Annotated in this window: 23 protein-coding genes; 5 read left to right on the top strand and 18 right to left on the bottom strand. The window is 63.5% G+C overall.

Going from position 1 to position 23,994, the window contains the following annotated elements:
• Nucleotides 1–26 precede the first annotated feature (26 nt).
• The 9 genes from dmpH to salA form a co-directional block, all read right to left on the bottom strand.
• Nucleotides 27–821, bottom strand: a complete 795-nt coding sequence (gene dmpH, locus OUY36_RS06455) for a 2-oxo-3-hexenedioate decarboxylase (protein ID WP_267937296.1) — start codon at nt 819–821, stop codon at nt 27–29.
• Complete coding sequence (dmpG, locus tag OUY36_RS06450) at nt 818–1,858, bottom strand: 4-hydroxy-2-oxovalerate aldolase (RefSeq protein ID WP_267937295.1); 1,041 nt, start codon at nt 1,856–1,858, stop codon at nt 818–820. Before dmpG ends, dmpH begins: the two co-directional genes overlap by 4 nt.
• Nucleotides 1,859–1,870: 12 nt before the next feature.
• Entirely contained in the window at nt 1,871–2,794 is a 924-nt protein-coding gene (locus OUY36_RS06445) for an acetaldehyde dehydrogenase (acetylating) (RefSeq protein WP_061340926.1), read from the bottom strand.
• Between the two features lie 14 nt (nt 2,795–2,808).
• Nucleotides 2,809–3,594 (bottom strand): 2-oxopent-4-enoate hydratase, encoded by a 786-nt coding sequence (gene dmpE, locus OUY36_RS06440; RefSeq protein WP_061340927.1) that lies wholly within the window; start codon nt 3,592–3,594, stop codon nt 2,809–2,811.
• Nucleotides 3,591–4,454 carry an alpha/beta fold hydrolase gene (locus OUY36_RS06435; protein WP_061340928.1) on the bottom strand — a complete coding sequence of 288 codons (864 nt, stop codon included), beginning with the start codon at nt 4,452–4,454 and terminating at the stop codon, nt 3,591–3,593. The genes dmpE and OUY36_RS06435 overlap by 4 nt, the downstream gene beginning before the upstream one ends.
• Nucleotides 4,455–4,465: 11 nt before the next feature.
• A complete protein-coding gene (locus OUY36_RS06430; RefSeq protein ID WP_061340929.1) occupies nt 4,466–5,926 on the bottom strand; it encodes a 2-hydroxymuconic semialdehyde dehydrogenase in 1,461 nt (486 codons plus the stop codon).
• 135 nt (nt 5,927–6,061) lie between these two features.
• Nucleotides 6,062–6,985: a catechol 2,3-dioxygenase gene (locus tag OUY36_RS06425; RefSeq protein WP_061340930.1), complete on the bottom strand. Its 924-nt coding sequence runs from the start codon at nt 6,983–6,985 to the stop codon at nt 6,062–6,064.
• Nucleotides 6,986–7,003: 18 nt separating this feature from the next.
• The gene (locus tag OUY36_RS06420) at nt 7,004–7,321 is read right to left on the bottom strand and encodes a 2Fe-2S iron-sulfur cluster-binding protein (protein WP_076342822.1); all 318 of its coding nucleotides are present in this window, start codon (nt 7,319–7,321) and stop codon (nt 7,004–7,006) included.
• Nucleotides 7,322–7,805: 484 nt separating this feature from the next.
• Complete coding sequence (gene salA, locus OUY36_RS06415; protein ID WP_267938105.1) at nt 7,806–9,110, bottom strand: salicylate 1-monooxygenase; 1,305 nt, start codon at nt 9,108–9,110, stop codon at nt 7,806–7,808.
• 152 nt (nt 9,111–9,262) lie between these two features.
• Between salA and nahR the strand changes: the two genes are divergently transcribed.
• The 4 genes from nahR (at nt 9,263) to OUY36_RS06395 (ending at nt 14,297) form a co-directional block, all read left to right on the top strand.
• Nucleotides 9,263–10,201 carry an HTH-type transcriptional activator NahR gene (gene nahR / locus OUY36_RS06410; RefSeq protein ID WP_267937294.1) on the top strand — a complete coding sequence of 313 codons (939 nt, stop codon included), beginning with the start codon at nt 9,263–9,265 and terminating at the stop codon, nt 10,199–10,201.
• A 1,079-nt stretch (nt 10,202–11,280) separates the two neighbouring features.
• On the top strand, nt 11,281–12,237 hold the full coding sequence (locus OUY36_RS06405) for a DMT family transporter (protein WP_083675061.1): 957 nt from the start codon (nt 11,281–11,283) through the stop codon (nt 12,235–12,237).
• 133 nt (nt 12,238–12,370) lie between these two features.
• A complete protein-coding gene (gene gstA / locus OUY36_RS06400) occupies nt 12,371–12,991 on the top strand; it encodes a glutathione transferase GstA (RefSeq protein WP_061341172.1) in 621 nt (206 codons plus the stop codon).
• Between the two features lie 478 nt (nt 12,992–13,469).
• Nucleotides 13,470–14,297 (top strand): hydantoinase B/oxoprolinase family protein, encoded by an 828-nt coding sequence (locus OUY36_RS06395; protein ID WP_326491929.1) that lies wholly within the window; start codon nt 13,470–13,472, stop codon nt 14,295–14,297.
• Between the two features lie 100 nt (nt 14,298–14,397).
• Here OUY36_RS06395 and OUY36_RS06390 read toward each other — a convergent pair whose 3' ends face one another.
• The 4 genes from OUY36_RS06390 to OUY36_RS06375 all read right to left on the bottom strand — a co-directional run bounded on the left by OUY36_RS06390 (nt 14,398) and on the right by OUY36_RS06375 (nt 18,664).
• A complete protein-coding gene (locus OUY36_RS06390) occupies nt 14,398–14,559 on the bottom strand; it encodes a hypothetical protein (protein WP_241833433.1) in 162 nt (53 codons plus the stop codon).
• Nucleotides 14,560–14,940: 381 nt separating this feature from the next.
• Entirely contained in the window at nt 14,941–16,782 is a 1,842-nt protein-coding gene (gene mobH, locus OUY36_RS06385; RefSeq protein WP_061341174.1) for a MobH family relaxase, read from the bottom strand.
• A gap of 204 nt (nt 16,783–16,986) precedes the next feature.
• Complete coding sequence (locus tag OUY36_RS06380; protein ID WP_104098550.1) at nt 16,987–17,907, bottom strand: nucleotidyl transferase AbiEii/AbiGii toxin family protein; 921 nt, start codon at nt 17,905–17,907, stop codon at nt 16,987–16,989.
• Nucleotides 17,900–18,664: a type IV toxin-antitoxin system AbiEi family antitoxin domain-containing protein gene (locus tag OUY36_RS06375; protein ID WP_267937293.1), complete on the bottom strand. Its 765-nt coding sequence runs from the start codon at nt 18,662–18,664 to the stop codon at nt 17,900–17,902. Before OUY36_RS06375 ends, OUY36_RS06380 begins: the two co-directional genes overlap by 8 nt.
• 224 nt (nt 18,665–18,888) lie before the next feature.
• Here OUY36_RS06375 and OUY36_RS06370 point away from each other — a divergent pair, with 224 nt between their 5' ends.
• Nucleotides 18,889–19,260, top strand: a complete 372-nt coding sequence (locus OUY36_RS06370) for a DUF3742 family protein (RefSeq protein WP_267937292.1) — start codon at nt 18,889–18,891, stop codon at nt 19,258–19,260.
• Nucleotides 19,261–19,267: 7 nt separating this feature from the next.
• Here OUY36_RS06370 and OUY36_RS06365 read toward each other — a convergent pair whose 3' ends face one another.
• Genes OUY36_RS06365 through OUY36_RS06345 form a run of 5 tightly spaced genes read right to left on the bottom strand, consistent with a single transcriptional unit; the run spans nt 19,268 to nt 23,951 of the window.
• The gene (locus tag OUY36_RS06365; RefSeq protein ID WP_267937291.1) at nt 19,268–20,791 is read right to left on the bottom strand and encodes a conjugal transfer protein TraG N-terminal domain-containing protein; all 1,524 of its coding nucleotides are present in this window, start codon (nt 20,789–20,791) and stop codon (nt 19,268–19,270) included.
• Nucleotides 20,792–20,806: 15 nt separating this feature from the next.
• Complete coding sequence (locus OUY36_RS06360; protein WP_267937290.1) at nt 20,807–21,160, bottom strand: hypothetical protein; 354 nt, start codon at nt 21,158–21,160, stop codon at nt 20,807–20,809.
• Complete coding sequence (locus OUY36_RS06355) at nt 21,157–22,563, bottom strand: integrating conjugative element protein (protein WP_267937289.1); 1,407 nt, start codon at nt 22,561–22,563, stop codon at nt 21,157–21,159. Before OUY36_RS06355 ends, OUY36_RS06360 begins: the two co-directional genes overlap by 4 nt.
• A gap of 9 nt (nt 22,564–22,572) precedes the next feature.
• Nucleotides 22,573–23,517, bottom strand: coding sequence for a TIGR03756 family integrating conjugative element protein (locus OUY36_RS06350; protein WP_267937288.1), 945 nt, complete (start codon nt 23,515–23,517; stop codon nt 22,573–22,575).
• Nucleotides 23,514–23,951: a TIGR03757 family integrating conjugative element protein gene (locus OUY36_RS06345; RefSeq protein WP_267937287.1), complete on the bottom strand. Its 438-nt coding sequence runs from the start codon at nt 23,949–23,951 to the stop codon at nt 23,514–23,516. Before OUY36_RS06345 ends, OUY36_RS06350 begins: the two co-directional genes overlap by 4 nt.
• Nucleotides 23,952–23,994 lie beyond the last annotated feature (43 nt).

Raw genomic sequence — 23,994 nt, 5'->3', positions numbered from 1 at the left:
CCGCCCAGGCAGGGCGGCCGGTTGGCTCAGACGAAACGCGCGGAGACGCTGCCCAGCCCCTGGTAGCGCACGGTGATGTTGTCGCCCGGCGCCACCGACACCGCGGCGGTGATCCCGCCGGTCATGATGAAGGTGCCGGCCGGGATGTGCTCGCCGCGCTCGGCCAGCAGATTGGCCAGCATCGCCACGCTGGACAGCGGATGGCCGAGCACCGCGGCACCGGCGCCGAGTTCCACCACCTCGCCGTTCTTCTCCATCACCACACCGAGGGTGCGCAGGTCGACGTCCTCCAGATTGGCCATCTGGCCGCCGGTGATGAAACGAGTCGAGGAGGCGTTGTCGGCCACCACGCTGATCAGGTCGAACTTGAAGTTCTCGTAGCGCGAGTCGATCACCTCGACAGTGGGGATCACGTAGTCGATCGCCGCGATCACGTCGCCGATATGGCAGCCCGGGCCTTGCAGCGGCGCCTTGGTGACCACGGAGATTTCCGCCTCGATCTTCGGGTGGATCAGCTTGGAGCAGTCCACCGTGCCGCCGTCCGGCACGCTGAAGTAGTCGGCGAGGAAACCGTAGATCGGCGTCTCGACGCCCATCTGCGCCATCTTCGCCCAGGACGTCAGGCCCATCTTCAGACCGACGATCTTGTTGCCGCGAGCCTCCTTGCGGCGGCGGATTTCCCACTGGATGTCGTAGGCGTCGGCGAAGGTCATTTCCGGGTAGTCGTTGGTGACCTTGTGGATGTCATGCGCCTGCAGTTCGGCGTTTTCCACGTGCTCGGCCAGGGCCAGCACCTGCTCGCGGGTCAGGGTACGGTTCATGCGCTCACCTTCTGGTTCTGGCGGGCCCGGGACATATCCAGGGCGAGGTCTTCGATCATGTCTTCCTGGCCACCGACGGTGCCGCGACGGCCCAGCTCGACCAGGATGTCGCGGGCCGGAACGCCGTATTTCTTCTCTGCGCGCTGAGCGAACAGCAGGAATGAGCTGTATACGCCGGCATAGCCCAGGGTCAGCGCATCGCGGTCGACGCGGATCGGCTGGTCCATCATCGGCACGACGAGGTCTTCGGCCACATCCATGATCTTGTAGAGGTCGATGCCGGTTTCCACGCCCATGCGCTTGCACACGGCGACGAACACTTCCAGCGGGGTGTTGCCGGCACCCGCGCCTAGCCCTGCGACCGAGCCGTCGATGCGCGAGGCGCCGGCCTCGATGGCCGCCAGCGAGTTGGCGATGGCCATGCCCATGTTGTGGTGGCCGTGGAAGCCGATCTCGGTGGCCGGGTTCAGCTCGGCGCGCAGCAGGCCGATCTTCTCGCTGACTTCATCGGGCAGCATGTAGCCGGCCGAGTCGGTGCAGTAGATGCAGTTCGCGCCGTAGCTTTCCATCAGCCGCGCCTGCTCCAGCACTTTTTCCGCGCTGATCATGTGCGCCATCATCAGGAAGCCGACAGTGTCGGCGCCCAGCTTGCGCGACATGCCGATATGCTGTTCCGACACGTCGGCCTCGGTGCAGTGGGTGGCCACGCGGATGGTCGAGACGCCGCAGTCGAGCGCCATCTTCAGGTGATCTACCGTACCGATGCCCGGCAGCAGCAGGGCGGAAACCTTGGCCTGCTTCAGGCGCGGGATCACCGCGCGCAGGTATTGCTCGTCGCTGTGGGCGGGGAAGCCGTAGTTGATCGACCGGCCACCGAGGCCGTCGCCGTGGGTGATCTCGATCAGCGGCATGCCGGCGGCGTCGAGGCCGGTGGCGACCGCAATCATCTGCTCGAGGCTGATCTGATGGCGCTTGGCATGCATGCCGTCGCGCAGGCTCATGTCGTGCAGGGTGACGTTCTTGCCTTGCAGATTCATGGTGCGACTCCTTTAGGCCAGTGCCGCTTCACGACGTGGCAGTTCAATGGTGCCGCTGGCGATTTCCTCGGCGAACATCTCGCCGGTACGCAGCGCTGCGGCTGTCATGATGTCGAGGTTGCCGGCGTACTTGGGCAGGTAGTCGCCCAGGCCCTCGACCTCCATGAAGATCGAGACGCGGTTGCCGTCGAATACCGGGCCGTTCTTCAGCCGGTAGCCGGGCACGTACTTCTGCACCTCCGCGATCATGGCGTGGACCGACGCAGTGATCGCGTCCTGGTCCGGCTCGGTTTCGGTGAGGCAGTGGATGGTGTCGCGCATCATCAGCGGCGGCTCGGCCGGATTGACGACGATGATCGCCTTTCCTTCCTTCGCCCCGCCGACCTGCTCGATGGCACCGGCCGTGGTGCGGGTGAACTCGTCGATGTTCTTGCGCGTGCCCGGACCGATGGAGCGCGAGGACACCGTGGCGACGATTTCGCCGTAGGCCACCGGCTGTACGCGCGACACCGCGGCAACCATCGGAATGGTCGCCTGACCACCGCAGGTGACCATGTTGACGTTCATTTCCAGCGTGCCGACGTGCTGCTTGAGGTTCACCGGCGGCACGCAGTACGGGCCGATGGCGGCCGGGGTCAGATCGACCATCAGCACGCCCAGCTCGTTGAGCTTGCGGCTGTTCTCGGCATGCACATAGGCGCTGGTGGCATCGAAGGCGATGCGGATGTCGTCGTCGAGTACGTGCGGCAGCAGGCCGTCGACGCCCTCGGCGGTGGTCTTCAGGCCGAACTCGCGGGCACGCTTGAGGCCGTCGGATTCGGGGTCGATGCCGACCATCCAGACCGGCTCGATCCATTCGGAGCGCAGCATCTTCATCACCAGATCCGTGCCGATGTTGCCCGGGCCGATAATCGCCGCTTTCAGTTTCTTGCTCATCAGGCTGTCCTCGATCAGATGAAGCGCACGCTGGCGCTGCCGATGCCGCCGATATCGACGCGCATGAAATCACCGGCCTTGACCGGTTCCAGCGGAACCAGCGAGCCGGACAGGATCACTTCGCCGGCCTTGAGGCCAATGCCGAAGTGGCCGAGGGTGTTGGCCAGCCAGGCCACGCAGTTGACCGGCGAGCCCAGCGCAGCCGCGCCGGCTCCGGTGGAGAGCAGCTGGCCGTTCTTTTCCACCACCATGCCGCAGGTAACCAGGTCGACCTGGCGCGGCGACACGGCCTGGTCGCCGAGCACGAACAGCCCGCAGGAGGCGTTGTCCGCGACGGTGTCCTGGATCTTGATCTTCCAGTCCTGAATGCGCGAATCGACCACTTCGAAGCAGGGGATCACGCATTCGGTGGCGGCCAGCACGTCGGCATTGGTCACGCCTGGACCCATCAGGTCCTTTTTCAGGATGAAGGCGATCTCACCTTCGGCGCGCGGCTGGATCAGCTTCTCGCTGATCGGCATCGCCTCGCCGCTGTTGTAGACCATCGCGTCGGTGAGGTAGCCGAAGTCCGGCTGGTGCACGCCGAGCATGTTCTGCACGGCCTTGCTGGTAACGCCGATCTTCTTGCCGATCACCCGCTCGCCGGCGGCGAGGCGCCGCTCCAGCATGCGCAGGGAGATGTGGTAGGCGTCCTCGACGGTGATGTCGAAGCCGCGGCTGGTCAGCGGCGTGACGGTTTCACGCTGGACCATCGCCTGGTAGAGCTCGTCGCCCAGTTGTTGGATCAGTTCTTGGTTCATGGCTGGTTCTCATGTGGAGTCGCGTGATCCGCCTCGGCGAGGAAATCCTCGACCAGGCGGGCGAAACGGTCGGCGTGTTCGATCTGCGTCCAGTGTCCGCAATGGCCGAACACGTGCAGTTGGGCGTTGGGAATCCACTGCGCCAGGGTCAGCGATGCCTCGAGGGGGATGATCCGGTCCTCGCGGCCGTGGATGACCAGGGTTTCATGGCGCAGGACGCGGATGTCGGCCTCGGCGCTTGCCAGGTCGTCGACGCCGTTCTGCCGCGGCGGCGGAAACATCGCGGCGAACGATTCCTGAAAGCCCGGACGAATGCTGGCCTGGTAGCGCAGTTCGGCCAGCTCGTCGTTGACCAGGTTGCGGTCGTGGGCGAACAGGTCGAGCAGCTTGCGCATGTTGGCCAGCGACGGCGTGTAGCCCCAGGCCGTCTCCAGGCCCGCGGTGATCGGGAAGCTGACGCCGACACTGCCCATCAGCACCAGCCGGCGCACGCGCTCGGGGTGGCGGATGGCCAGTGCCAGCGCCAGGCCGCCGCCGAACGAGTTGCCGATGATGTCGGCCTGGGCGATGCCGAGGGCGTCGAGCACACCGATGGCATGCTCGACCCAGCGCTGCTGGCTGTACTGGCCGTCGGCCGGACGCTCGCTGTAGCCGAAGCCGAGCATGTCCGGTGCGATCACCCGGCGCGTCTGCGCCAGCTGCGGAATGATCCCGCGCCAGTTGGCCCAGGCGGTGACACCGGGGCCGGAGCCGTGGATCAGCAGGACCGGAAAGCCTTCGCCCTGGTCATGCAGGTTGGTGCGGTAGCCAGCGGCGAGGATTTCGCGGCCGATTTCCGGACTCTGCTGGGGTGCGTTCATGGGCCGATTCCTCAGAGCTTTACGCAGATGTTCTTCAGCTCGGTGTAAAACTCCAGCGAGTGCACCCCGCCTTCGCGGCCGATGCCCGACTGCTTGGCGCCGCCGAAGGCGGTGCGCAGGTCGCGCAGGAACCAGCTGTTGACCCAGACGATGCCGGCCTCGATCTGCCCGGCGACGCGGTGGGCGCGCGAGGTGTTCTCGGTCCAGATCGCCGAGGCCAGGCCGTAGGGCAGGCTGTTGGCCAGCTCGATGGCTTCTTCTTCGCTGTCGAACGGACGGATATGGCAGCAGGGTCCGAAGATTTCCTCGGTAACCACCGCTGAATCGTCCGGCAGACCGGTCCAGATCGTCGGCTGCACCCAGGCGCCGCCGGCCAGGTGTGCCGGCATTTCCGGTACGCCGCCGCCGGTGACGATGGTCGCGCCTTCGTCCTTGGCCTGCTGGTAGTAGCTGAGCACCTTCTCGCGGTGCTTGTGGCTGACCAGTGAGCCGAAGTTGGCCTCGGGGTCGTTCGGCTCGCCGATCTTCAGCGCCTCGGCGCCGGCCTTCAGGCGGGCAACGAACTCGTCGAAGATCGGCCGCTCGACATATACGCGCTCGGTCCCCAGGCAGACCTGGCCGCAGTTGGCGAAGGCCGAGCGCAGGGTGCCCTCGATGGCCTTGTCCATGTCGCAGTCGGCGAAGACGATGCCGGCATTCTTGCCGCCCAGCTCCAGCGACACCTGGCGCACACCCTTGGCAGCGGCACGCATGATGGTTTCGCCGGTGCCGGTTTCACCGGTGAAGGTGATCGCATCGACGTCGGGGTGGGAGGTCAGGAAGGCGCCGGCGGAATTACCGCCAAAGCCCTGCACCACGTTGTAGACGCCGGCCGGCACGCCGGCGGCGTTCATCACCTCGCCGAGCAGGGCGGTGGTGGTGGGGGTCTCCTCGGAGGGCTTGACCACCACGGTGTTGCCGCAGGCCAGGGCCGGGCCGACCTTCCAGGTCATCAGCAAGAGCGGCAGGTTCCACGGGCTGATCACACCGATCACGCCCTTGGGCCGGCGCACGGAGTAGTTCAGCGCGCCGGTGCCGTCCGGCGTGGCCATCTCAAAGGCCTCGGTGGGCACGTTCTTGATCAGGTCGGCGAAGACCTTGAAGTTGGCCGCGCCACGCGGAATGTCGATATGGCTGGCCAGCGACTTCGGCTTGCCGGTGTCCAGGCATTCGGCGTCGAGGAATTCGTCGAAGCGCGCGTTGATGCCGTCGGCGACGCGATGCAGGATCTCCGTGCGCTCGGCGACGGTCATCTTGCCCCAGGGACCTTTCAGTGCGGCGCGCGCCGCTTTGACCGCAGCGTTCACCTCGGCCTCGCCAGCCTCGTGGACCTTGGCGATCACCTGGCCGGTGGCCGGGTTGACGTTGTCGAACAGCTTGCCGCTGGCCGAACCCACGTGTTCGCCGTTGATGAAGTGTTTGATTTCTTTCATCTGCGTAATCTCTGCAATAAGTCGAGCCAGGCATTTGGGGAAGTTCTGAAAAAGCCCCTGTTTCGCGAAATCGCCGCCAGCAACCCGCATGGTTGCTGGCTGTATTTTTTGAAGGAGGACTTTTTCAGACCATCCTTAGGTCATAACGGTCATGAATCGTTCATTGAGCACTCGGTCATGGTAGAAGATCGCCTTACCCACATCCTTGGCCAACCAAGTCACCGGCTTATGATCCGGATAGTTGTAATTCCCGCCGCAAAACACTTCGCACCGATTGCCAGACGGGTCGAAGAAATAAATGGTCTTGCCATGGGTAAGGCCATGGCGGGTCGGACCGATATCGATGGAGGTGTCGGTCATAGAGATCAGGTCGGCGGCGCGGAGTACGTCTTCCCAGGTTTCGAGGTAGAAGGAGGCGTGATGGAAGCGACCCTTCTCAGGGTGATGAATGAAGGCCACGTCGTGGGCCTTGGTCGACAGGCTGAGGAACTGGGCGACGCGCGTGCCATCCTCATCCAGCACCTGTTCGGCCAGATAGAAGCCGAGCACCTTGGTGAACAGCTCATAGGTGGCTTGTAGTTCGTCGCCATACAGCAGGCAATGATCGAAACGCACCGCCGCCATACCTTTCAGATCGCGCGGCCAAGCCTCGGGATTGACCTCACTCACACCCCACTTGCCAGTGTATTCCTTGTCAGCATACAACTCGAAGTGATGCCCGGAGGGGGCTTGGAAGCGCACACGCCGACCGCAACCCGTGAGTTCGCCGGCGGGAATGGTCTCGACCGGGCAGCCATAGTCGATCAGGTCCTGGGACAGCCGGGACAGGCACTCTTCGTCGATCACCTTGAAACCCATGAAATCCATACCCGGCTCATCGGCTTCGCGTAGCACTACGGAAAATTTGTCAACCTCAGTCCAAGCCTTCAGATAGACACGGCCCTGGTCGTCACGATCCATCTCGATCAGACCCAGCAACTCAACATAGTGTTCCAAAGCCTTGACCATGTCCAGTACACGTAGTTGCACGTGGCCGGGGCGCATTACACCTTTGTTCATTGATATCACCTATTATCTTTATTGTTGGTCGACAGTGTTTTCACTGCACGGCTTTGAATAACGTTCGATACATAGATCGCTGCGGGCAAACAGTCGGCAGGCCAAGGCGTAGCCTTGTTCGCGGGCTTCTACTGGCAGGTGCTTGCAGCTCACGCGCCCGCACTCGTAGTCACCGGCAAGCACCCTCACCTTGCACAAGCCACAACCGCCGCCGCGACAGCCCACGGGTAAGCAGTGCTTACCCTGCGTCTCCATTGCACGCAACGCTGACTGCTGCGGCTGACAGAAAAAGCGCTCCCCACCAGGCTGCACAGTGATTTCAAAGACCTCTGACATATCTCCCTCCGTTCAACCCGAGCAGAACCGGAGTAGCTCCACTGGGGACTGCAAAGGTGCCACTGCAGGACATCAAAAGACCAATCCTGATCGGTTCGGCCGCCTTAACCACCTTGTCAGGGAAGTGCTGAAGGCCAATACCAGAGCACTGACGGTGACGGTGGAACAGAACGAGCAAGGCATCTTGTTATTGTTGTGCATTGTCACCTCCAGCGAGCTCTGTGGCGCAGCACGCAAGGAAAACTATATTAGGCTGCCGTTGTGATAGCGACGCACTGAAGCCAGACACGGTGGTCGCCCATGCTTGGACCAACTTCGACGTGTAGTTAAAACTCAGCGCTTCTCAACGACATCCGGTTTGATGGCTGGAGCTCGCAGTAGCATTCCACCCTACGCTCAGCCCCACTAAGCAAGCCTTATGCACTATATAGCCCAACGTCGAGAATTATATTTGCCCTCAAGCCCTCGACCGATGTCAACGTTGTCACCCTTGACGTAGCACAACCCGGCCACCACGCTCCCAACCTAGGCGCGCACGGGCCTCGGCCAAGTCGGTATCGAGATCGTGGTTCCACAGCCAGTCGAAGCGGGTCGCCAGGTTTTCCCCCAGCAGCTGCTCGTTCGCACCGACGACGGGGTCGCGAAACTCGTATAACTCGCCGGTCTCCCAGGAGGTTCGCTGCACGCGACAGGCACGGGGGCGGCGCAGGTCGTCGTAGGCTTCAAGCAGCTCGGCGAGGTTGCCGGCATCGACCTGGGTATCGCCCAACAGGCGGGCGAGGAAGTAGGCGTCCTCAATCCCCTGACCAGCACCCGCGCCCATATGCGGCAGCGTGGCGTGGGCTGCATCGCCGATCAGGGCGACGCGCCGGTACACGTAAGTTGGCAGCTCCGCCAGATCGTGCAGTGCCCAGAGGGTTGGCGCCGGAATACACTCCAGCAGGACTCGCGCGGCGGCACCCCAACCGGTGAAGGTATCAAGCATCTCGCGCTGGCTCGCGTTGCGCACCCAGGGCATATCTGCGGGCCAGGTCGGATCAGGCTGGCTGCGGTCGGAAAAGAAGGCCACTACATTGATGAGACGGCCCTGCTTCACCGGAAAAGTAAGGATATGCCCGTCGAGCCCCAAGTACACCTGCGGCACGTCAACCAAGTGTTCGTCTATGCACTGGGCCCGATAAGCTTCGCGCAGGCGCAGACTGTCGACAAGCCCCCGATAGGCGCAGGTGCCGGTGAAGCGCGGCGCCTGCGGGGAGAGTCCTTGACATTCCAGCACATGGCTACGCAGCGCTGACTTGATACCGTCGGCGCCGATAAGAAGGTCGCAGCGGTGCTCTGTGCCGTCGGCGAATAGCACTTGCACTTCGCCACCCTGCTGCTCAACATGGACGGCGCGCTTCCTGAATTGAGCGATACCATCTGGCAGGTGAGTTACTAGGGCGTCAATGAAATCCGCCCGGTGTACCGAGGACTGGCCCACGCCCGGAGCAATGGTGGCTCCTAGATAGCTGTTATCGCTACCGCGCCTCCATTCGACCCACACGTCCTCCCAAGGCACCGAAGTACGGTCTGCAACCTGCAGGTAGGCCTCGCCCAAGCCCAGACCGACAATGGCGCGCACTGCGTTGGGACCAAAGGACACACCAGCACCGACCTCACCGAAAGCCGACGCAGCCTCGAACAGCTGTACCTGTAGATGGGAGTAGCGGCAGAGTTCCAGTGCTAAGGCAATGCCGGAAATTCCGCCGCCGACGATACCGATACGCAAGCCAAGTTTATTGTTTTTCATTTTTATACTAGCTATTAGATTTATCGATGACTTGTTGACAAGATAACTGCGCAAACAATATTGATAAATAGCTCTCTCGATATACAATAAATCATCAACATGAATATTGCTGCTGGCTGGCCGGGCACCAGCAATAACCCAAGCGAGGCCCCATGGAACTGCGTGACCTGGATTTAAACCTGCTGGTGGTGTTCAACCAGTTGCTGGTCGATAGACGCGTCTCTACCACTGCGGAGAACCTGGGCCTGACCCAGCCTGCCGTGAGCAATGCGCTGAAACGCCTGCGCACCTCGCTACAGGATCCACTCTTCGTGCGTACACACCAGGGAATGGAACCAACACCCTACGCCGCGAACTTGGCCGAGCCCGTCGCATTGGCCATGCACGCCCTGCGCGAAGCCCTACAGCACCATGAGCACTTCGATCCGCTGACCAGCGACCGTACCTTCACCCTGGGCATGACCGACATCGGCGAGATCTACTTCATGCCGCGGCTGATGAATGCGCTTACTCACCAGGCCCCCAATTGCGTGATCAGTACGGTGCGTGATAGTTCGATGAGCCTGATGCAGGCCTTGCAGAACGGCACCGTAGACTTGGCCGTGGGCCTGCTACCCAATCTGCAAACTGGCTTCTTCCAGCGCCGACTGCTCCAGAATCACTACGTGTGCCTATGTCGTAAGGACCATCCAGCCACCCGCGAACCCCTGACTCTGGAGCGCTTCTGTTCCTACGGGCACGTGCGTGTCATCGCCGCTGACACCGGCCACGGCGAGGTGGACACGTACATGACACGGGTCGGCATCCGGCGCGACATTCGTCTGGAAGTGCCGCACTTTACCGCCGTTGGCCACATCCTCCAGCGCACCGATCTGCTCGCCACTGTGCCGATACGTTTAGCCGACAGCTGCGTGGAGCCCTTCGGCCTGAGCGCCTTGCCGCACCCAGTCGCTCTGCCAGAAATCGCCATCAACATGTTCTGGCATGCAAAATACCACAAGGACCTCGCCAATATGTGGTTGCGCCAACTGATGTTTGACCTGTTTTCTGATTCAGGAGACAACCAAGCCAATCAATACGGTCGACAGTGATCTTACGCAGCCCGCTTGCGCCCTGGCTAGCAACGAGGGAAGCTCATCAACCGGCAGCTGGTATAGGCGATGCTGTGCGATACTTCAGCCGAGCCGGCGGTGCCGAGCCGCCTGACCTACAACCGCACCCTCTTTCGGTCGCGGTAGGGATAGCAGTTACCTGCCCCCCCCGCACAGATCCGTACGCGCGGAGCTACCGCATGCGGCTCCTGCCTCAGATCCGTGACGCGAAGCGTTCCTCCGGATAGAGATGTGCAGTTCTGGGCTTCGGTATTTCGGTATTTAGATACCTGCGAGACGACCAAGGCGTGACCACTGGAACCGGTTACGCTGGCTGCACCACTTGAGGGCTTGCCGCCATAGGCGGCAGACAGCTGCCCGAAAACCGTCAAGGCGGAGCAGGTTGCCCGGCACCGCTCGGAAGTTGAAATAGCCGCCAACCACCCGATTGAGCTACTGCCCTTGAGCCCGGACCGGCTCATGACGTCGACGTTGTAGTTCGCTCCGGATAGCCAGCAGCGTCGCACGCATTTGCTTCTTCACTGTCAGACGCAGCACTTGGAAATCGCCGTCTCTTTTGGTGCTGCAGCAGTGCTGTGAACACCCAGGAAGTCAAAAGCCTCCGGTTTGCCCAGTCCTCGCCGCCGGCATTTGCCTATGGCAAAACGACCGAATTCAATCAGCCGTGTTTTCGCCGCGTTGAGAGATAGGCTAAACTTGGCCAGGCCTCCCTATAACTAAGCCAGAACTGCTGAGCCTGCCATTGCGTCCTGAAACCCGCCACGCTGTCGTCCGCGTAACGCACGACAATCACATCGCGACGGGCATGCCGCTGGCGCCACTACCTTGCCCTGATATCCAGCACGTAGTGAAGATAGATATTCGCCAAGCAATGGCGATATCACTCCACCTTGGCGAGTCCTCTTGGGCGCAGCCACCCTACGTCCATCCTCCATTACGCGTCAGTACCGTTGCAAAACTCACTCTCAGTCTTTTGCCGCCGCCCAGTTTATAAAAATCGGGAATGGGCCTAATATACACCCCCCTACTCAAGACCAACTCTCCGGAATTTATCAGCTATGCCGTGGAAAATGTGGTCGACCGAACGACTAGGCATCGCACTGGCGATCCTTGCGGCCCTTGGTTTTTCCGTCAAGGCGATTTTCGTCAAGTTGGCCTACGCCGCCGCTCCTGTGGATGCGGTCACACTGCTGACCCTGCGCATGACCTTTACGTTGCCGGTCGCACTCTGGATCAGCCTTTCGCTGCGCTGCTCTCACCCGCCGCTTACGCGTAATGACTGGGGCCTGCTGATCTCGCTGGGCCTGCTTGGCTACTACGGTGCCAGTATCCTCGACTTTATCGGCCTGCAGTACATTTCCGCCGCGCTCGAGCGCTTGATTTTGCTAATCTACCCGACAATTACCGTACTGATCGGCGTCCTCGCCATGGGCAAACATCTTGATAGACGCCAAGTGGCTGCGTTGTTGCTATCCTATGGCGGAATTGGATTGGCGTTCGCCCACGATTTGCATATGGCGGAAAATAGCAACGCCGTGCTGATCGGCGCGGCCTTCGTCTTTGGCTCTGCGATATCCTACGCGCTCTATAGCGCCGGGGCCGAGATCGCAGTGCATCGCCTTGGCGCCCTGCGCTTCACCGCGCTGGCGATCATAGTTTCCACCGTCGCCACGCAGCTGCACTTCCTCGCCACCCAGCCATTTTCCGCCTTGATTCAGCCCGCGCCGGTCTATATGTATGCTGCGGCGATGGCACTGCTCTCGACGATACTGCCGGTATTTTGGCAGTCGTCCGCAGTTCGCAATATCGGTGCCGCACGCACCGTACTGATAGGTACATTAGGCCCGATACTCACGATTTTCTTTGGTTGGCATTTACTCTCGGAGCCGGTCTCCTTCGCGCAACTGGCCGGTGCCGGCCTGGTACTGGCGGGCGTACTGCTGGTTTCATGGCCCAACAGCACGCCTGTTCGGCGGAAGGATATTACCCAAGCGACCACTGCCGAGGGCACATGAACAATCGCGAGCTCTACCTACCAACTTGCAGGGCGTTGCCGCTAAAGATAGGCGGCATGCGTGCCTTCTTGTTAGATGTTGCATATTACTTTATAACACTAACACTCGAGCAATACACCTTAAAGGAAAGACCATGAAGCTTTATTACAGTCCTGGAGCCTGCTCCCTGTCACCCCACATTATTCTACGTGAAGGCAACTTCGACTTTCAGCTTGAGCGAGTCAATCTGCAAAGCGCTGAAACCGAAACTGGTGCCGATTACAAAACCATCAACGCCAACGGGTATGTCCCGGCTTTGAAACTCGACGAGGGGCAGGTGCTCACTGAAGGCCCAGCCATCGTGCAGTATCTCGCCGATCTCGTGCCAGAGAAACGCCTCGTGCCGGCTGCGGGTACGCTGGAACGCTACCGCCTGATGGAGTGGCTCAACTTCATTTCTACGGAGTTGCACAAACGCTTCGGCGCGCTGTTCAACCCGGAGTTGCCGGAGGAAATGAAAGCCCTCATCAAGTCCCACCTCACAAGCCGCATCGAAGAGGTCAGCCGGCGGCTGGATGACAAGCCCTACGCCATGGGCGAGGAGTTCACTGTGGTGGACGCCTATCTCTTCACCGTGCTCAGCTGGGACAAATATGTCGGCGTCGACCTCTCGGCCTGGCCTGGGCTGGGCACCTATCTCAACCGTGTGGCCGCTCGCCCAGCTGTCCAGGCCGCCCTCACGGCCGAAGGCTTGCTCTCCGCATCCGCACAATAAGAGGCCGTTGAAAATTCAGCTCCAAGTGCCCCTACCCGCCACGTTTGACGTTTCACATGCATTCAGACGTGGCGTGACTCTTCAAAATGCCTGATTTCAGGCCGCCTTGAGCCTAGACTCTATGCGTTTCGGCACTTTTTTGGCGTACTCGCCATATAAATGCGATCCCCGACACCAACCCGACAGACTGACCACCAGTGGCAGCTTGGATGGCGCCCAGGGCGCGACTTCCTGGCCTTCTAGTTCAGGTGCTGCCCGGTAGAGGCGGGATGCAGGGCGGTGCTTGCGCTTCGTTTCCACACCCCGCTCGTCAAACCGGACGTGCGCTATTAACGCATTAGGCCTCGTCCGAGATCGATAGGTCTTCGCGCTCGGCACATCGGCTATTCGCGTAAGTAATAGAAGCCTAGCTTTCCGTACATAACCGCATCGGGGGGATTACCTTTGCGACGACGGCGCCGGCCTCGGCCCCTACACCCTGCGCTGCGCGCTGTGGCGCGAGGGCGACAAGGCGATCTTCGACTTCGAGGGCACCGACCCGCAGGCGCCCTCCTCGGTCAACTTCTACCTCAACGAGGAGATGTTCAAGATATTCTTCGGCGCGCTGACCATCAGCCTATTCGACCCGGCGATCCTGCTCAACGACGGCTTCTACGACCTGATGGGCGGGCTGCTCGGTCAGGGTACGCCGCAGGCGATGAACGCCGCCGGCTTCTCCGACTCGCCGCACTTCATGTACTCGGGCTACGACCAGCAGGGCGAATTGTTCCAGCTGTTCCAGATCGGCTTCGGCGGCCTACCGGGACGGCCAGTGGGCGACGGCCCGGACGGTTACTCGCTGTGGCCGGGCTTCACCAACGTGCCCAACGAGTTCGTCGAGGCGTACCTCCCGCTGCTGCGCATCGAAACCTACGAAACCCTCACCGACTCCTGCGGCGCCGGCCTGCACCGTGGCGTCAACGGCGGCGCACCGGGCGAAAGCAGCCGCAAGGAGCTGATCCGTGCCGACGGCACCCGGCAGATGCTGCCGGCCAAGTGCGACAATATTCAGGTCAAGGCAGGCGACCTGGTGCTGTTCGACACCTGGGGCGGTGGCGGCTGGGGTGACCCGCTGCAGCGTGAACCGGCCAAGGTGCTCAGCGACATCCGCAAAGGCTTGATCAGCGTCGACGGCGTAGCCGCTATGGCGTGGTGGTCGCCAACGATGCTGTGGACGAGAGCGCGACTTGCGCCCTGCGCGAGGTCATGGCGGCCGAACGCGGCGAGATCGAACTGTTCGACCGCGGCGGCACGCCGGATGAACTGAAGGCGCGCTGCTTGACCGAAACCGGCCTGCCAGCACCGACGGTACCCGCCGAGCATGAAGAACACCACCACCGCGAGCACGCCGACCATCGCTGCAGAAATCACGAATGAGTGGCCGAGAACACCACCTTGGCCGCTTCGATCAGGGCGGTGGCCTCCAGCGAGCCGGCCGCCCCACCCTTGCTGGCCTCCGCCGAGCCCATAATGTCGATGGACGAAGCTGCCAGGCCGATTCTCAGGTTCGGGCCCAGCAGCGCTGGCACGACGAAGCCCGGCTGGTGGAAGTCGGCCAGCGCTGGAACGGATCAAGGATACTGAATGCAATGCATGCAAGTACTCGATAACCGTAAGGCGCGCGACTTCCGGGGTTGGAGGATGACGTATAGCCACGCATTTTCAGAAGCTTTGGGCTCATTCACCATTGCGTTCGAAAGACGTCTGATTTTACACAGAGTGCCGTGGCAGATCTCAGCGGCATCATCGAACAGCATCGGCGCACGGAACCAGAGCCGAGCACTAACTGAATGACCCATCGCCCGTGCGCTGAAATGCAGTTCCGCCCAGTTGATGACTATGACCGAAGCCAAGCTGGCAGAGTCAGCCCCATCCGCGAATTGAAGCCGGCCTGCGCAGCGGTCGCATGCCTACGCCTGATCGTCGTCCTTGCCCCCAAGGGCTGAATCTTCGCGCTTTGCGGCCTCGTTGAGGAGCCGCAGGTATGGGTTGTCTGGCGGCGTCTCCTCGAACAGCGTATCCGGGCTGGCGAGCAGGTAGCCGTGCAGCCGGCGAGACTTGCGCGGCCCCGTGACTTCGCAGGTCCAGATGTTCAGCCCACTGGGCTGCTTGCGGTGCTGCCCCAGCTTCTCGAAGCGCTTCTGCACCCACTGCCACCCCTCCAGCTTCTCCTGCTTGGCCAGCGCTGCGACTTGAAGATACTCCTGCGCGTAGCGCTGGAACACGCCGGGGCTGACGAGGTAGGCCGTGCCGGCGACGGTATGCACCAGAGCCTTGGCGTCGTTGATGATCAGCTTGCGCGTCTGGATGCTCTGACGCAGCCAGGCCATGAAGTGCGCCCCGGAGGGCTCCGCGCGATCCGGGGCAGGCGCGAGGCTCATCGGCGGCGGTGGCACGGTCAAAGGGGCCGGCTCGGGCTCGGCAACAGGGCAACTCGGGATCTCCGGTGCTGTGGGTGGAGTGGTGTCTCCCAGCAGGTCGAGCAGCGCGGCCACGCCCGGGTCTGTGGCTGCGGATGCAATCGGCGCCGTGCTCGCGGGTGCAGCATCGATGCCTTCCGCGCGCGGCACATCAGCCACCGCCGGCGCCTGCGGCTCCGCTTGTTCCTCTTCGACCTGCACACGGCCTGCGAAGGGCGCCGGCCGGTCGGCGGCATCCCAGATCATCGCCGGCGAGAGTTTCAGGAAGGTGAAGGCGTGCGACCAGCCGGCGTCGCTGGTGACGGTAGCCTTCCAGATTGCCTTGCCGTCCGGCGTGGCCAGAGCGATGCCATGATCCTGCAGCACGTTGAACACGGCCGTGTTGCTCGACGGAATGCCGTCGATGCCCTGCGACAGCAGGTGTGCGCGCAGCTTGTCGGAGACGGTCTTGCTCACCAGCCACAAAGCCTCTTGGGTCAGCCAGCCGTCCGCCGGGCCGGCCTGGTTCAACTTGAACTCTTCCTTGAGCAGGTAGCGGAGGCCGTCCAGCAGCTTGCGTTGCAGTGCGTGTTTGGGCGCCGCCAGCGCCTTGCTGGGATCACCGCCGAGTTCCTGGGCGACCGATGCCTGGTCGGCCTGCACGACGAGTTCGCCGAGCGTGCCGGCGTGCTCGTACTGGCCGGCCAGCACATACAGCAGCGCGGCCCAGAGGTCGGGATAGCCGCAGAGCCAGTCGAAGATGTCCCTATCGAGCAGGCGGGCATAGAGCAGCCCGGTGGCGGCACCGTGCAGGCGGTACTCACGCTCCTTTCGGTAACGGAAGCGGTAGGGCTTGCGCAGCGGGCCGTGCCAGGGATGCCAGACGCTGCCGTCAGCATGCTCGACGTGCAGATCGACCGCAATCTTGCCGATGTCGTGCAGCAGGGCCGCGTAGGCCGTGCCTGCGGTCCAGGCTTCGGCCTGGGCCGCCTGTGCCTCCGGTGTGGCGCCGGCAGGCAGCAGGTGCGACTGCCGCAGCTTGAGCGCATAGGCCGTGATTTCGAGGCCGTGGTCCAGCATGCCGCCCGGATAGGCGTGGTGGTGGCTTTCGGACGCAGGGAACTGTTGGACCAGTTCGGCGTAGCGTTCCAGCGGTGCCAGGTACAGCGTGGCGAACTGCCGGCGCGACAGCGAGGTGCGCTGCCAGATGTGTTCCAGCAGTTTCTGCCGGCGCGGTGTTGCCAGCAGCGATGCGGCCGACTCGGGCCGCGTCAGCCCTTTGGGTGTCTCGGTGGAGGGAGTGGATGGTGCGCCGGAGGCCGGCAGCATCCGTTTGCGAAACAGCGAGAGCATGGCGAACCTCGGATGAGGGACTGCTCAGGGGTGCCTTTTGGCCTTTTCGGGTAGGGCCTTTCCCCTTGGCCCCATTCCCTTGCCCCTTCCCAGCCCTTGCGGCCTTTTCGGAAGCCTTTGGGTATAGGGGCAGCGTGTGTCGCGTGCCGCAATCAATGCGGCATGGGGCAACCCCCGGCAAGCGGGGATACTGCTGCCGCCGCGTCAGATCTGGCCCAGGCCGGCATCGAGCGCAGCGGCTTGCGCGGCGAAGTCCTTGGGGCGCTTCTTGCGAAAGGTCTCCAGGTTGTTGAGCTTCCAGCGCAGTGCCGGCAGTTGCGCGGCGTGCTGGCATTGCACCAGCGACCAGTCCGGTTCTGCGCGTACCAGGCCGCTCAGGAACCGCCTGTGCGCCTGCGTCAGCCGTTGCTGCAACTCGCGTCGCAACTGCGCGCGAGCGTCCAGCAGCGTGTCCAAGGGGCAGTCCACTTCGGCCATACCGACAAAGGCTCGTCCGTACTCGCCGGCGATGTCCTTGTCGTTGCCGAACAGCACTTCGTGGGGCGGCCGGTTGTGCCCGGCCAGGTAGACCACGAAGCACTCGACCATGCCATCGCTGATGCCGCCTGATTCGTAGAGCTGCCACACGTCGAACAGATCGCGCGGATGCTGTCGATCCAGCGCAGCCACCAGCTTGCTGGCGTACAGTTCATCCGGCGCCAGGATCGGCAGCTCGAACTCGACGCCGAACAGATCGCGGGTCTTGGCGCTCAGTGGTCGCCGCTCGACGGGCAGCACGCTGCCACGGAACACGACATTGACCTCGATCTTCACTTGGCCTACGTCGTTCTCGACGATCAGCTTGGTGTCCCCCGGGGCCTTGGCGCGAACCAGGCGTGTTTGCACACCCAGTGGTGCAAGGCGCGTGGCGATGGCGGCCAGCTCCTGGTTGATGGCTTGCAGCGCTTCGTCGCGCGGCGTCTGCCACGGGAGGTACACCACGTCGATGTCCACCGACAGGCGTGGCATGTCCTGCACGAACAGGTTGATGGCCGTTCCGCCCTTCATGGCAAAGATGTCGTTGGCGAACACGTCGGGCGCGACGGCCAGCAGCAGGCGAACGGTGTCCGCGTAGGTCTTATCCATGAGGTCTCAGGCTCAGCAAGGTGCCGTCATCGAGCCGGCTCATCCAGCGCGTGTTACTGCCGGTGCGAACCGGGTACTGCTCCAGCAGGGCATCGACATCCACGAGGCTGGTCTCGCGCGCCCAGGTGAGGAACAGGCGCACGGCCTTCACGCTGGCGCAGCAGGACAGCAGTTGCCCGAGCAAGTCCTTGCGGGGAGAACGCAGTCCATCAAAGATGTTGCGGGCCTCTTCGAGGCTCTGCTTGACGCCGGACTCGTACAGCAGTTCCAGCACAGCGCGCTCGGGAACCGCCGCCCGCAGGTGATCAGGCAGGCCCGGCGGCGTGGTCAGGGTCTTGTCGGCCAGCGGCGCGTCCGCGTCTGGCCAGTCGAACAGGCGGGCATGGACGTAGCGGGCCGGGAAGCGCGAGGTGAACCAGCCCGGCAACGCGTAGCGGTTGTCGCCCCACAGCACCAGCGCCTCCCGGCTTCCCAGGTTGTGCCGCACGCCCTGCAGGGCCAGGGCGCTCTTGCCGCCGATGTGCAGGCCGGGCACGCGCTGCTGCAGGAACTTCAGCGCACCGTAGACCCCAAAGTCATCGTTCGGGAATGCATAGACGCCATGGGCCAGGCGCACGAGCCAGCCCCCGTCGGCGTAGTGGGCAGCGAGCTGGGGCGACACCCCGAACTGTCTCAGGGTGGCCAGATCGAACGGTGCTCCGCGGGGAAGCCCCGCCTGCAGGCGTTTGATTACTTGGTGCTTGGAATTTCTGTCCATGCTATAAAAATAGCACGAAATCCAATCACGCCCTAGCGCTGCCACAATAGTCCGCATAGAAAGTAGCATCATGTTTTACTTTTGGAGCAGAATCTAATCATGATCGGCAGCCCAGGCCAATCCGGCTCGCCGGTCGCAACCTCGCCTTCTGGATCGCGGTCTATGCTGGAGGGCGAACGACAACGCCTCCCCCATGAGGTGAGGCACCACAGAAACCGAGGCACATGAGCATGACGACCAACACGCACAACGGGCGCTGGAGCCACCGGCTGGGCCGGGGGGCTGGCCGTGCCTGGCGTGGCTACCTGCGTCGTGAGCAACGTGCCGCCGGCTGGCTGGTGGCGCGTGGAGTGCCTGCAGATGCGGCCAAGGTGGTGCTCTGGATCGTCAAGCTCGCCGTGTTCGGTGTCCTGCTCTACGCTGCATCCTGGCTGGCCCTGCTGCTTGCCTTTGCGGTGACTGCTGCATGGTTCGTGCAGCACGACGACCCTGATCAAGAGGAACCGCAACCCGAGTGGAGGGAAGGCCCCAACGGCTTCGGGCTTTATGACAAGAGCGACTGGCGCATCGACCCGCATGTGACCGACGACGACTGAACGGCGGTCACTTCTTCGATACGGCGCTCATTGCCATGCCAGCGCCACGCCCGCCAGCGCCTTTGGCGTCCGAGGTGGCGGTGGACAACCCCTGCACGATATTTCCCGTGCGCACGCCTGCCCAGGCCAATGCCATGACCCAGAACGTCGGCAACACGATGAACATCGTTGCCATGACGAAGTTCAGCAGCATGTCACCGAACGCATTGTTCAGGCCGATCAATGGGGCGAAGTTGGCGTGCGGCCTGTCCGCGGCAAACCCCCAGCCGTAGAGCGCATCCAGGATCGTGCTGTCGATCCAGCGCGCGAGCTGGAACCAGAAGTCCACGAAGAACAGCGCGAACTTCACGCAGCTCACCGTCACCGTCGTCTTGAGGTCGTAGGTGCCCACCAAGAGCACCAACGGGATGCAGATGACGAGTGCCATCTTGAGCAACGACAACACCATCGGCACGGCCTGACGCACCACGTCCATCGCAGGGAAGAAGGCCAGCGAGCCCACGGTCAGCCCCAGGTCGCTCGCGCCGCGCGTGACGATGTTCGGCAAGGTCTTGTCGATCTGCCCACCGTAGTCGGTGTAGACCGCGCCCTGGTTCATCTTCTGCTGTCGCGGTGACACCACGGCGCGGATCACCGAGTCATTGACCTCGCTCTGCGACAGGAAGCCCGCCCAGCGCCCGATGCGGGTCAGCAGGTCGGGGTCGACCTGTGCCAGCAGCCGGCTGTGCAACCCCTGGCCGCCATCGGCCCACCACTGCCGGCAGGACGGATAGCCGCCGCCACTGTCTACCTGAGCCAGTCCCGCATCGCGCGTGGCGTCATAGGGCCAGGCCGTGCGTGGGGTCTTGGCGCGATAGGTGTCATAGAAGCCGGGCGTGTCGAGGAAGTAGCTCGACCCGATCCAGGTGACGTCGTTCATCTGCTCGTCGGAGAGCGTCGGGCGGTTCATGAACAGCTTGGCGCGCGACGGCCCGTAGCAGTCGTGCGTGAAGTCGGCGACCTCCTGTGCCAGCACCGGATCGTCGGTGCGCGTGGCATCCACATCCATCCGTATTTGCCGCAGGTCCGTGCCGCAGGGAATCGCCGCCACCGCGGCGCCCGTGACCGCCTTGGAGATGGCGTGCATGAAGAACCACCACACCGGCACCAGCGCGCTCTGGTTGCCGAGCGTGGTGTAGACGTTGGACCAGCCCGTGTCGTCGGGCAGCGGGACGTTGACCTGGCATTGCGCGGAGCGCGTGGTGTCGAAGCGGATGATGCTGAGGTCGACCGGAATGAACGGGATGCCGGCGAACAGGATGACCACGATCGCCACCCATACGCGGTTCTCGATGCGCAGCGACGACAGCACGCCCTTGTTGCCCTCGTCCGCACCTTCGCTGCGGGCTTTGAGCCACTCCTGAATCACGATGGCCACGAACGGCAGTGCGAACACGCCGCTGGCCACCAGCAGGTTCCAGATGCCGTTGTTGACGATCCAGCCCACCAGCGTGAGGTAGTACTCCAGATAGTCCGTCGTGTAGAGCGTCATGCCCGTCTCCCGGTCTCAGCCGTGCCGCAGCAACTGGCTGCCTTCCAGCAGTACGAGGGCTGTCACGGCCGCGATCTCCGTGCGCCGCAGGCGCTGATGCGTCTCGCGGGAGGGCTCTCGCCGCAACAGCCGCCGACGCATCCACCACCAGCCATAAGCCGTCGCTCCGTAGAGGCACAGCCGCCACACGAAGAAGTGACCGGCGTGCGCCTGCAGCCAGTGCTCCCAGCCATCGACGCCGCCGACCACGTGGATGCCCGCGATGTTCACCGCCACCGCGGCGGCGACCACCAGCAAGGTCCACAGCAGCGCCACGCCAACGCGGCGGTTGAACAGCCACGGCAGCCGCAGCCAGGCCAGCCGGCTCATGGCGTACCGCTCCGAGGCTTCTCGATCTCCCGCAGCCGATCGCGTGTGGTGTCGCCCTCGAAGACACCGCGCGAGCCGGCGGCGCGGGTGCTGTGGCGCTGGATGATCGCCATCGCCGAGTTGCCGGCCAACGTGCGCCGCAGCTCCAGCTCGGTCTTGAGGTTGTTGATCTCTTGCTCCAGCGCGGCGTTCTCCTGATCGACCGCCTGCACGGCCAGCTCGTTGGCTGCGACGTTGGGCTCCTTCTTGCCCGTCAGCAGCGTGCGCTGCAGCAGCAAGGCTTTTTCCAGCACGCTCGACAGTGCGGCCTCGGATGCGAGACGCCGGCCCAGCACGTCCTGATCGGGCTCGTCGCGTAGCGCTTCGATCACGCCACGGGTGATCGGCAGCGAGCTGCTTCCGGCGGCTTCGAGATGGGCCTGCGTCGTCGACCGCGCCCCTGTCACCAGCTCTTGCAGCGCCTGCAGCTTGGTTTCGTACTCTTCCTGGATCATCGGCGTGAGCCCGACGCCTGGGGTGGTCTGCGTCTTGGTGCAGCTCTCGCAGGTGCGCTGCTCACGCTCGCCCAGCACGCGGATCGCCCAGGCCGAGGCCGCCTGCGGCGATGGCCAGGTTTGGCAGGTCAGGCGGTTGCCGCAGGCGCTGGACGCAATCGGCGACGTATCGCCGACGCTGCGGCCGTTGAGCAGGTTGTAGCCCGCACGCGTCACGTCGCCCACCACCTTGATCGAGCTTTGGCCGTTGCCGCCGGCATTGCCGCCACCAACCCAGGGCACGCCGTTGTTGCCCCGGTTGGTCTCGGCCTGCTCGATGGCGGACACGGCATCGGTGCTGCTGACCGCATCCCGCAGCGCCAGGCCCTCGGCGAGCTGGTTCCAGCCGGCCTGGCCGCCAGCCATGTCGGCCATCCGCTCGGCGATCGCACGGCAGGTCATCTTGGAACGGTCGAAGTCCAGCCGCGCCTGCAGGATGCCGTTGGTCAGCAGGTTGTAGAGCCCCGGGTCGGCGCGCTGGATGATCAGCGCCGGCAGCGACGCCACCGCGGCGGTGGCGTTCTGGATCACGTTCGACATGATCGTCTGGAAGCCGTTGGTGATGCCGTTCAACTGGTTCTGCAGCGTCGTGGTGATGCTCATGTCGCCGCAGATGAGGTTGCTGTTCCAGCCGATGCCGACACCGATGCTCTGCATGTTCCCCGCACCGCCCATGGACACGGCGCGGCCACCGCCGATGCTGTAGAGCACGTCGTCGCCGATCACGCTGCCGCTCGCGTTCACGCCGCTGCTGTTGATGCTGGTTTGCGCCCAGGCGGCGCCGACGGCCACCGTGATGGTGCCCACGAGTAGCGTAGCCCGTAGATGCGGCTGCGCGCGGCGCAGGAAGTCGTGGAGAGAGGTGTTCATCGTGGTTCCTCACATGAAATCGACGCTGCCGAGGAAGACCTGCCCCTTGCGTTCGCAGCAGGCATACGGCCGCCACAGTGCCCAGGCGTAGTCGCCCTGTTGGGCCTGCACGCGGGTGTCGCCGTGCGGGAACACCGCGCAGGTATTCGAGAGGGTCGGTGTCAGCTCCTGCCACTTGCCGGTGGAGGCATCGCCTTCCTTCAAGGCACCGGCAGGCCAGTAGCCGTCGCGCGCGTTGGCCAGCAGCGACTGATAAACGTGGACCTGGTTGCGGCGCGTCACGATGTCGCCCGCCCGCTGCGCGACCACGGCGCCGCTCTTGTAGTCATCGGTCTGGTGCAGGAAGCCGCCGCGCGGATAGACGTTGCCCCACAAGTTCAGTCCTGCGCGCGTACCAATCTCGCGCCGGCCGGGAATCAGCGCTTCGGGGTAGAAGGCTTCGGGGATGTTGTAGCGCCAGGCGATGGTATCGAGCGTGCTCAGCAGGTAGGGCATGAAGGCCGTGCCCGCACCCTCGCACGAGTAACCAAAGGAACTCGCAAACTGGCTGAACACGTAGCCGCCCGGGTGTCCAATGACGTCAGCGTTCTTGAATTTCGCCAGGTTGTTTTCGTTGTCGTGGTTGGTGGTGCCGTCGCCACCGGCCTTGGCGGTCGGATTCGGCATGCTCATCGCGCGCACTTCCATCCAGGGGTTCTCACCCGTGTTGCTGTAGCTCGACACGACGGCATCGGGCAGGTAGTGGCGTACCTTCACCGAGGTGCGCACCGAGCAGCCGTACGGCGTGCAGTACAGCCAGTAGCAGATGCCGACAACGCGGTACTCCAGGCAGTCAGGCGACAACGCCGAAGAGACGATCGTGGCGGTGTTCAGGGCGAACGCCGAGGTGGCCGCGCCCAGCATCAGCGAGGCGACAATGGCGCACCGGCGCCGGGAAGTGATCTGGCGGCTCATGGCCGTGCGCTCCGGTAGACGTCGATGCGCGCGACGGCGTGGGCCACGTCGGGCTCGCCGTAGACCACGTAGCGCCGATCGACCACCACGGCTGGGATCTTGACGATGCCCAGTCCCCAGGCATCGGCGACGCCCTGGTAGGCCTGGCGGATGCGGCGCTGCAGGTCGGCGCCGCCATCGAGCAGCCGCTGCCGTACCAGGGCCTCCGCCTGGGCCGGGTCAGCGGGCAGGCGCGCCGTGAGTTCGGCCTCGATGTTCGCCGGCTGGTCCAGCTCGATGACGCGCACGCCGGCCGGGGCCTGCACCGGATGACGGCTGTCGGTGATGACGAGCACGTCCGCCGCCACCGCGACCGGCGCGAGCAGCGCCAGGCACAGCACGGCGGCCAGAGGGCGCCGTGAGGCGGCGGGAAGATCGAGGGAAAGAGCCGGCATGTCGCGCCTCCGCGGAGTCGATGCAGCCTGTAGTCGAGCGCAA

The organism is Stutzerimonas sp. R40042 (assembly GCF_026642215.1).
Taxonomy (GTDB): Bacteria; Pseudomonadota; Gammaproteobacteria; order Pseudomonadales; family Pseudomonadaceae; genus Stutzerimonas; species Stutzerimonas frequens.
This window is presented reverse-complemented; position numbering and strand designations above follow the sequence as displayed.

What these genes read in the sequence shown, in the direction of transcription:
- dmpG (WP_267937295.1), bottom strand. Translation starts at nt 1,858, where the DNA reads ATGAATCTGCAAGGCAAGAACGTCACCCTGCACGACATGAGCCTGCGC.
- gstA (WP_061341172.1), top strand. Translation starts at nt 12,371, where the DNA reads ATGAAGCTTTATTACAGTCCTGGAGCCTGCTCCCTGTCACCCCACATT.
- OUY36_RS06365 (WP_267937291.1), bottom strand. Translation starts at nt 20,791, where the DNA reads ATGACGCTCTACACGACGGACTATCTGGAGTACTACCTCACGCTGGTG.
- nahR (WP_267937294.1), top strand. Translation starts at nt 9,263, where the DNA reads ATGGAACTGCGTGACCTGGATTTAAACCTGCTGGTGGTGTTCAACCAG.
- OUY36_RS06405 (WP_083675061.1), top strand. Translation starts at nt 11,281, where the DNA reads ATGCCGTGGAAAATGTGGTCGACCGAACGACTAGGCATCGCACTGGCG.
- OUY36_RS06420 (WP_076342822.1), bottom strand. Translation starts at nt 7,321, where the DNA reads ATGTCAGAGGTCTTTGAAATCACTGTGCAGCCTGGTGGGGAGCGCTTT.
- OUY36_RS06345 (WP_267937287.1), bottom strand. Translation starts at nt 23,951, where the DNA reads ATGCCGGCTCTTTCCCTCGATCTTCCCGCCGCCTCACGGCGCCCTCTG.
- OUY36_RS06380 (WP_104098550.1), bottom strand. Translation starts at nt 17,907, where the DNA reads ATGGATAAGACCTACGCGGACACCGTTCGCCTGCTGCTGGCCGTCGCG.
- salA (WP_267938105.1), bottom strand. Translation starts at nt 9,110, where the DNA reads ATGAAAAACAATAAACTTGGCTTGCGTATCGGTATCGTCGGCGGCGGA.
- OUY36_RS06375 (WP_267937293.1), bottom strand. Translation starts at nt 18,664, where the DNA reads ATGGACAGAAATTCCAAGCACCAAGTAATCAAACGCCTGCAGGCGGGG.
- OUY36_RS06360 (WP_267937290.1), bottom strand. Translation starts at nt 21,160, where the DNA reads ATGAGCCGGCTGGCCTGGCTGCGGCTGCCGTGGCTGTTCAACCGCCGC.
- OUY36_RS06425 (WP_061340930.1), bottom strand. Translation starts at nt 6,985, where the DNA reads ATGAACAAAGGTGTAATGCGCCCCGGCCACGTGCAACTACGTGTACTG.
- OUY36_RS06350 (WP_267937288.1), bottom strand. Translation starts at nt 23,517, where the DNA reads ATGAGCCGCCAGATCACTTCCCGGCGCCGGTGCGCCATTGTCGCCTCG.
- OUY36_RS06445 (WP_061340926.1), bottom strand. Translation starts at nt 2,794, where the DNA reads ATGAGCAAGAAACTGAAAGCGGCGATTATCGGCCCGGGCAACATCGGC.
- OUY36_RS06430 (WP_061340929.1), bottom strand. Translation starts at nt 5,926, where the DNA reads ATGAAAGAAATCAAACACTTCATCAACGGCGAACACGTGGGTTCGGCC.
- mobH (WP_061341174.1), bottom strand. Translation starts at nt 16,782, where the DNA reads ATGCTCTCGCTGTTTCGCAAACGGATGCTGCCGGCCTCCGGCGCACCA.
- OUY36_RS06435 (WP_061340928.1), bottom strand. Translation starts at nt 4,454, where the DNA reads ATGAACGCACCCCAGCAGAGTCCGGAAATCGGCCGCGAAATCCTCGCC.
- dmpE (WP_061340927.1), bottom strand. Translation starts at nt 3,594, where the DNA reads ATGAACCAAGAACTGATCCAACAACTGGGCGACGAGCTCTACCAGGCG.
- OUY36_RS06355 (WP_267937289.1), bottom strand. Translation starts at nt 22,563, where the DNA reads ATGAACACCTCTCTCCACGACTTCCTGCGCCGCGCGCAGCCGCATCTA.
- dmpH (WP_267937296.1), bottom strand. Translation starts at nt 821, where the DNA reads ATGAACCGTACCCTGACCCGCGAGCAGGTGCTGGCCCTGGCCGAGCAC.
- OUY36_RS06370 (WP_267937292.1), top strand. Translation starts at nt 18,889, where the DNA reads ATGAGCATGACGACCAACACGCACAACGGGCGCTGGAGCCACCGGCTG.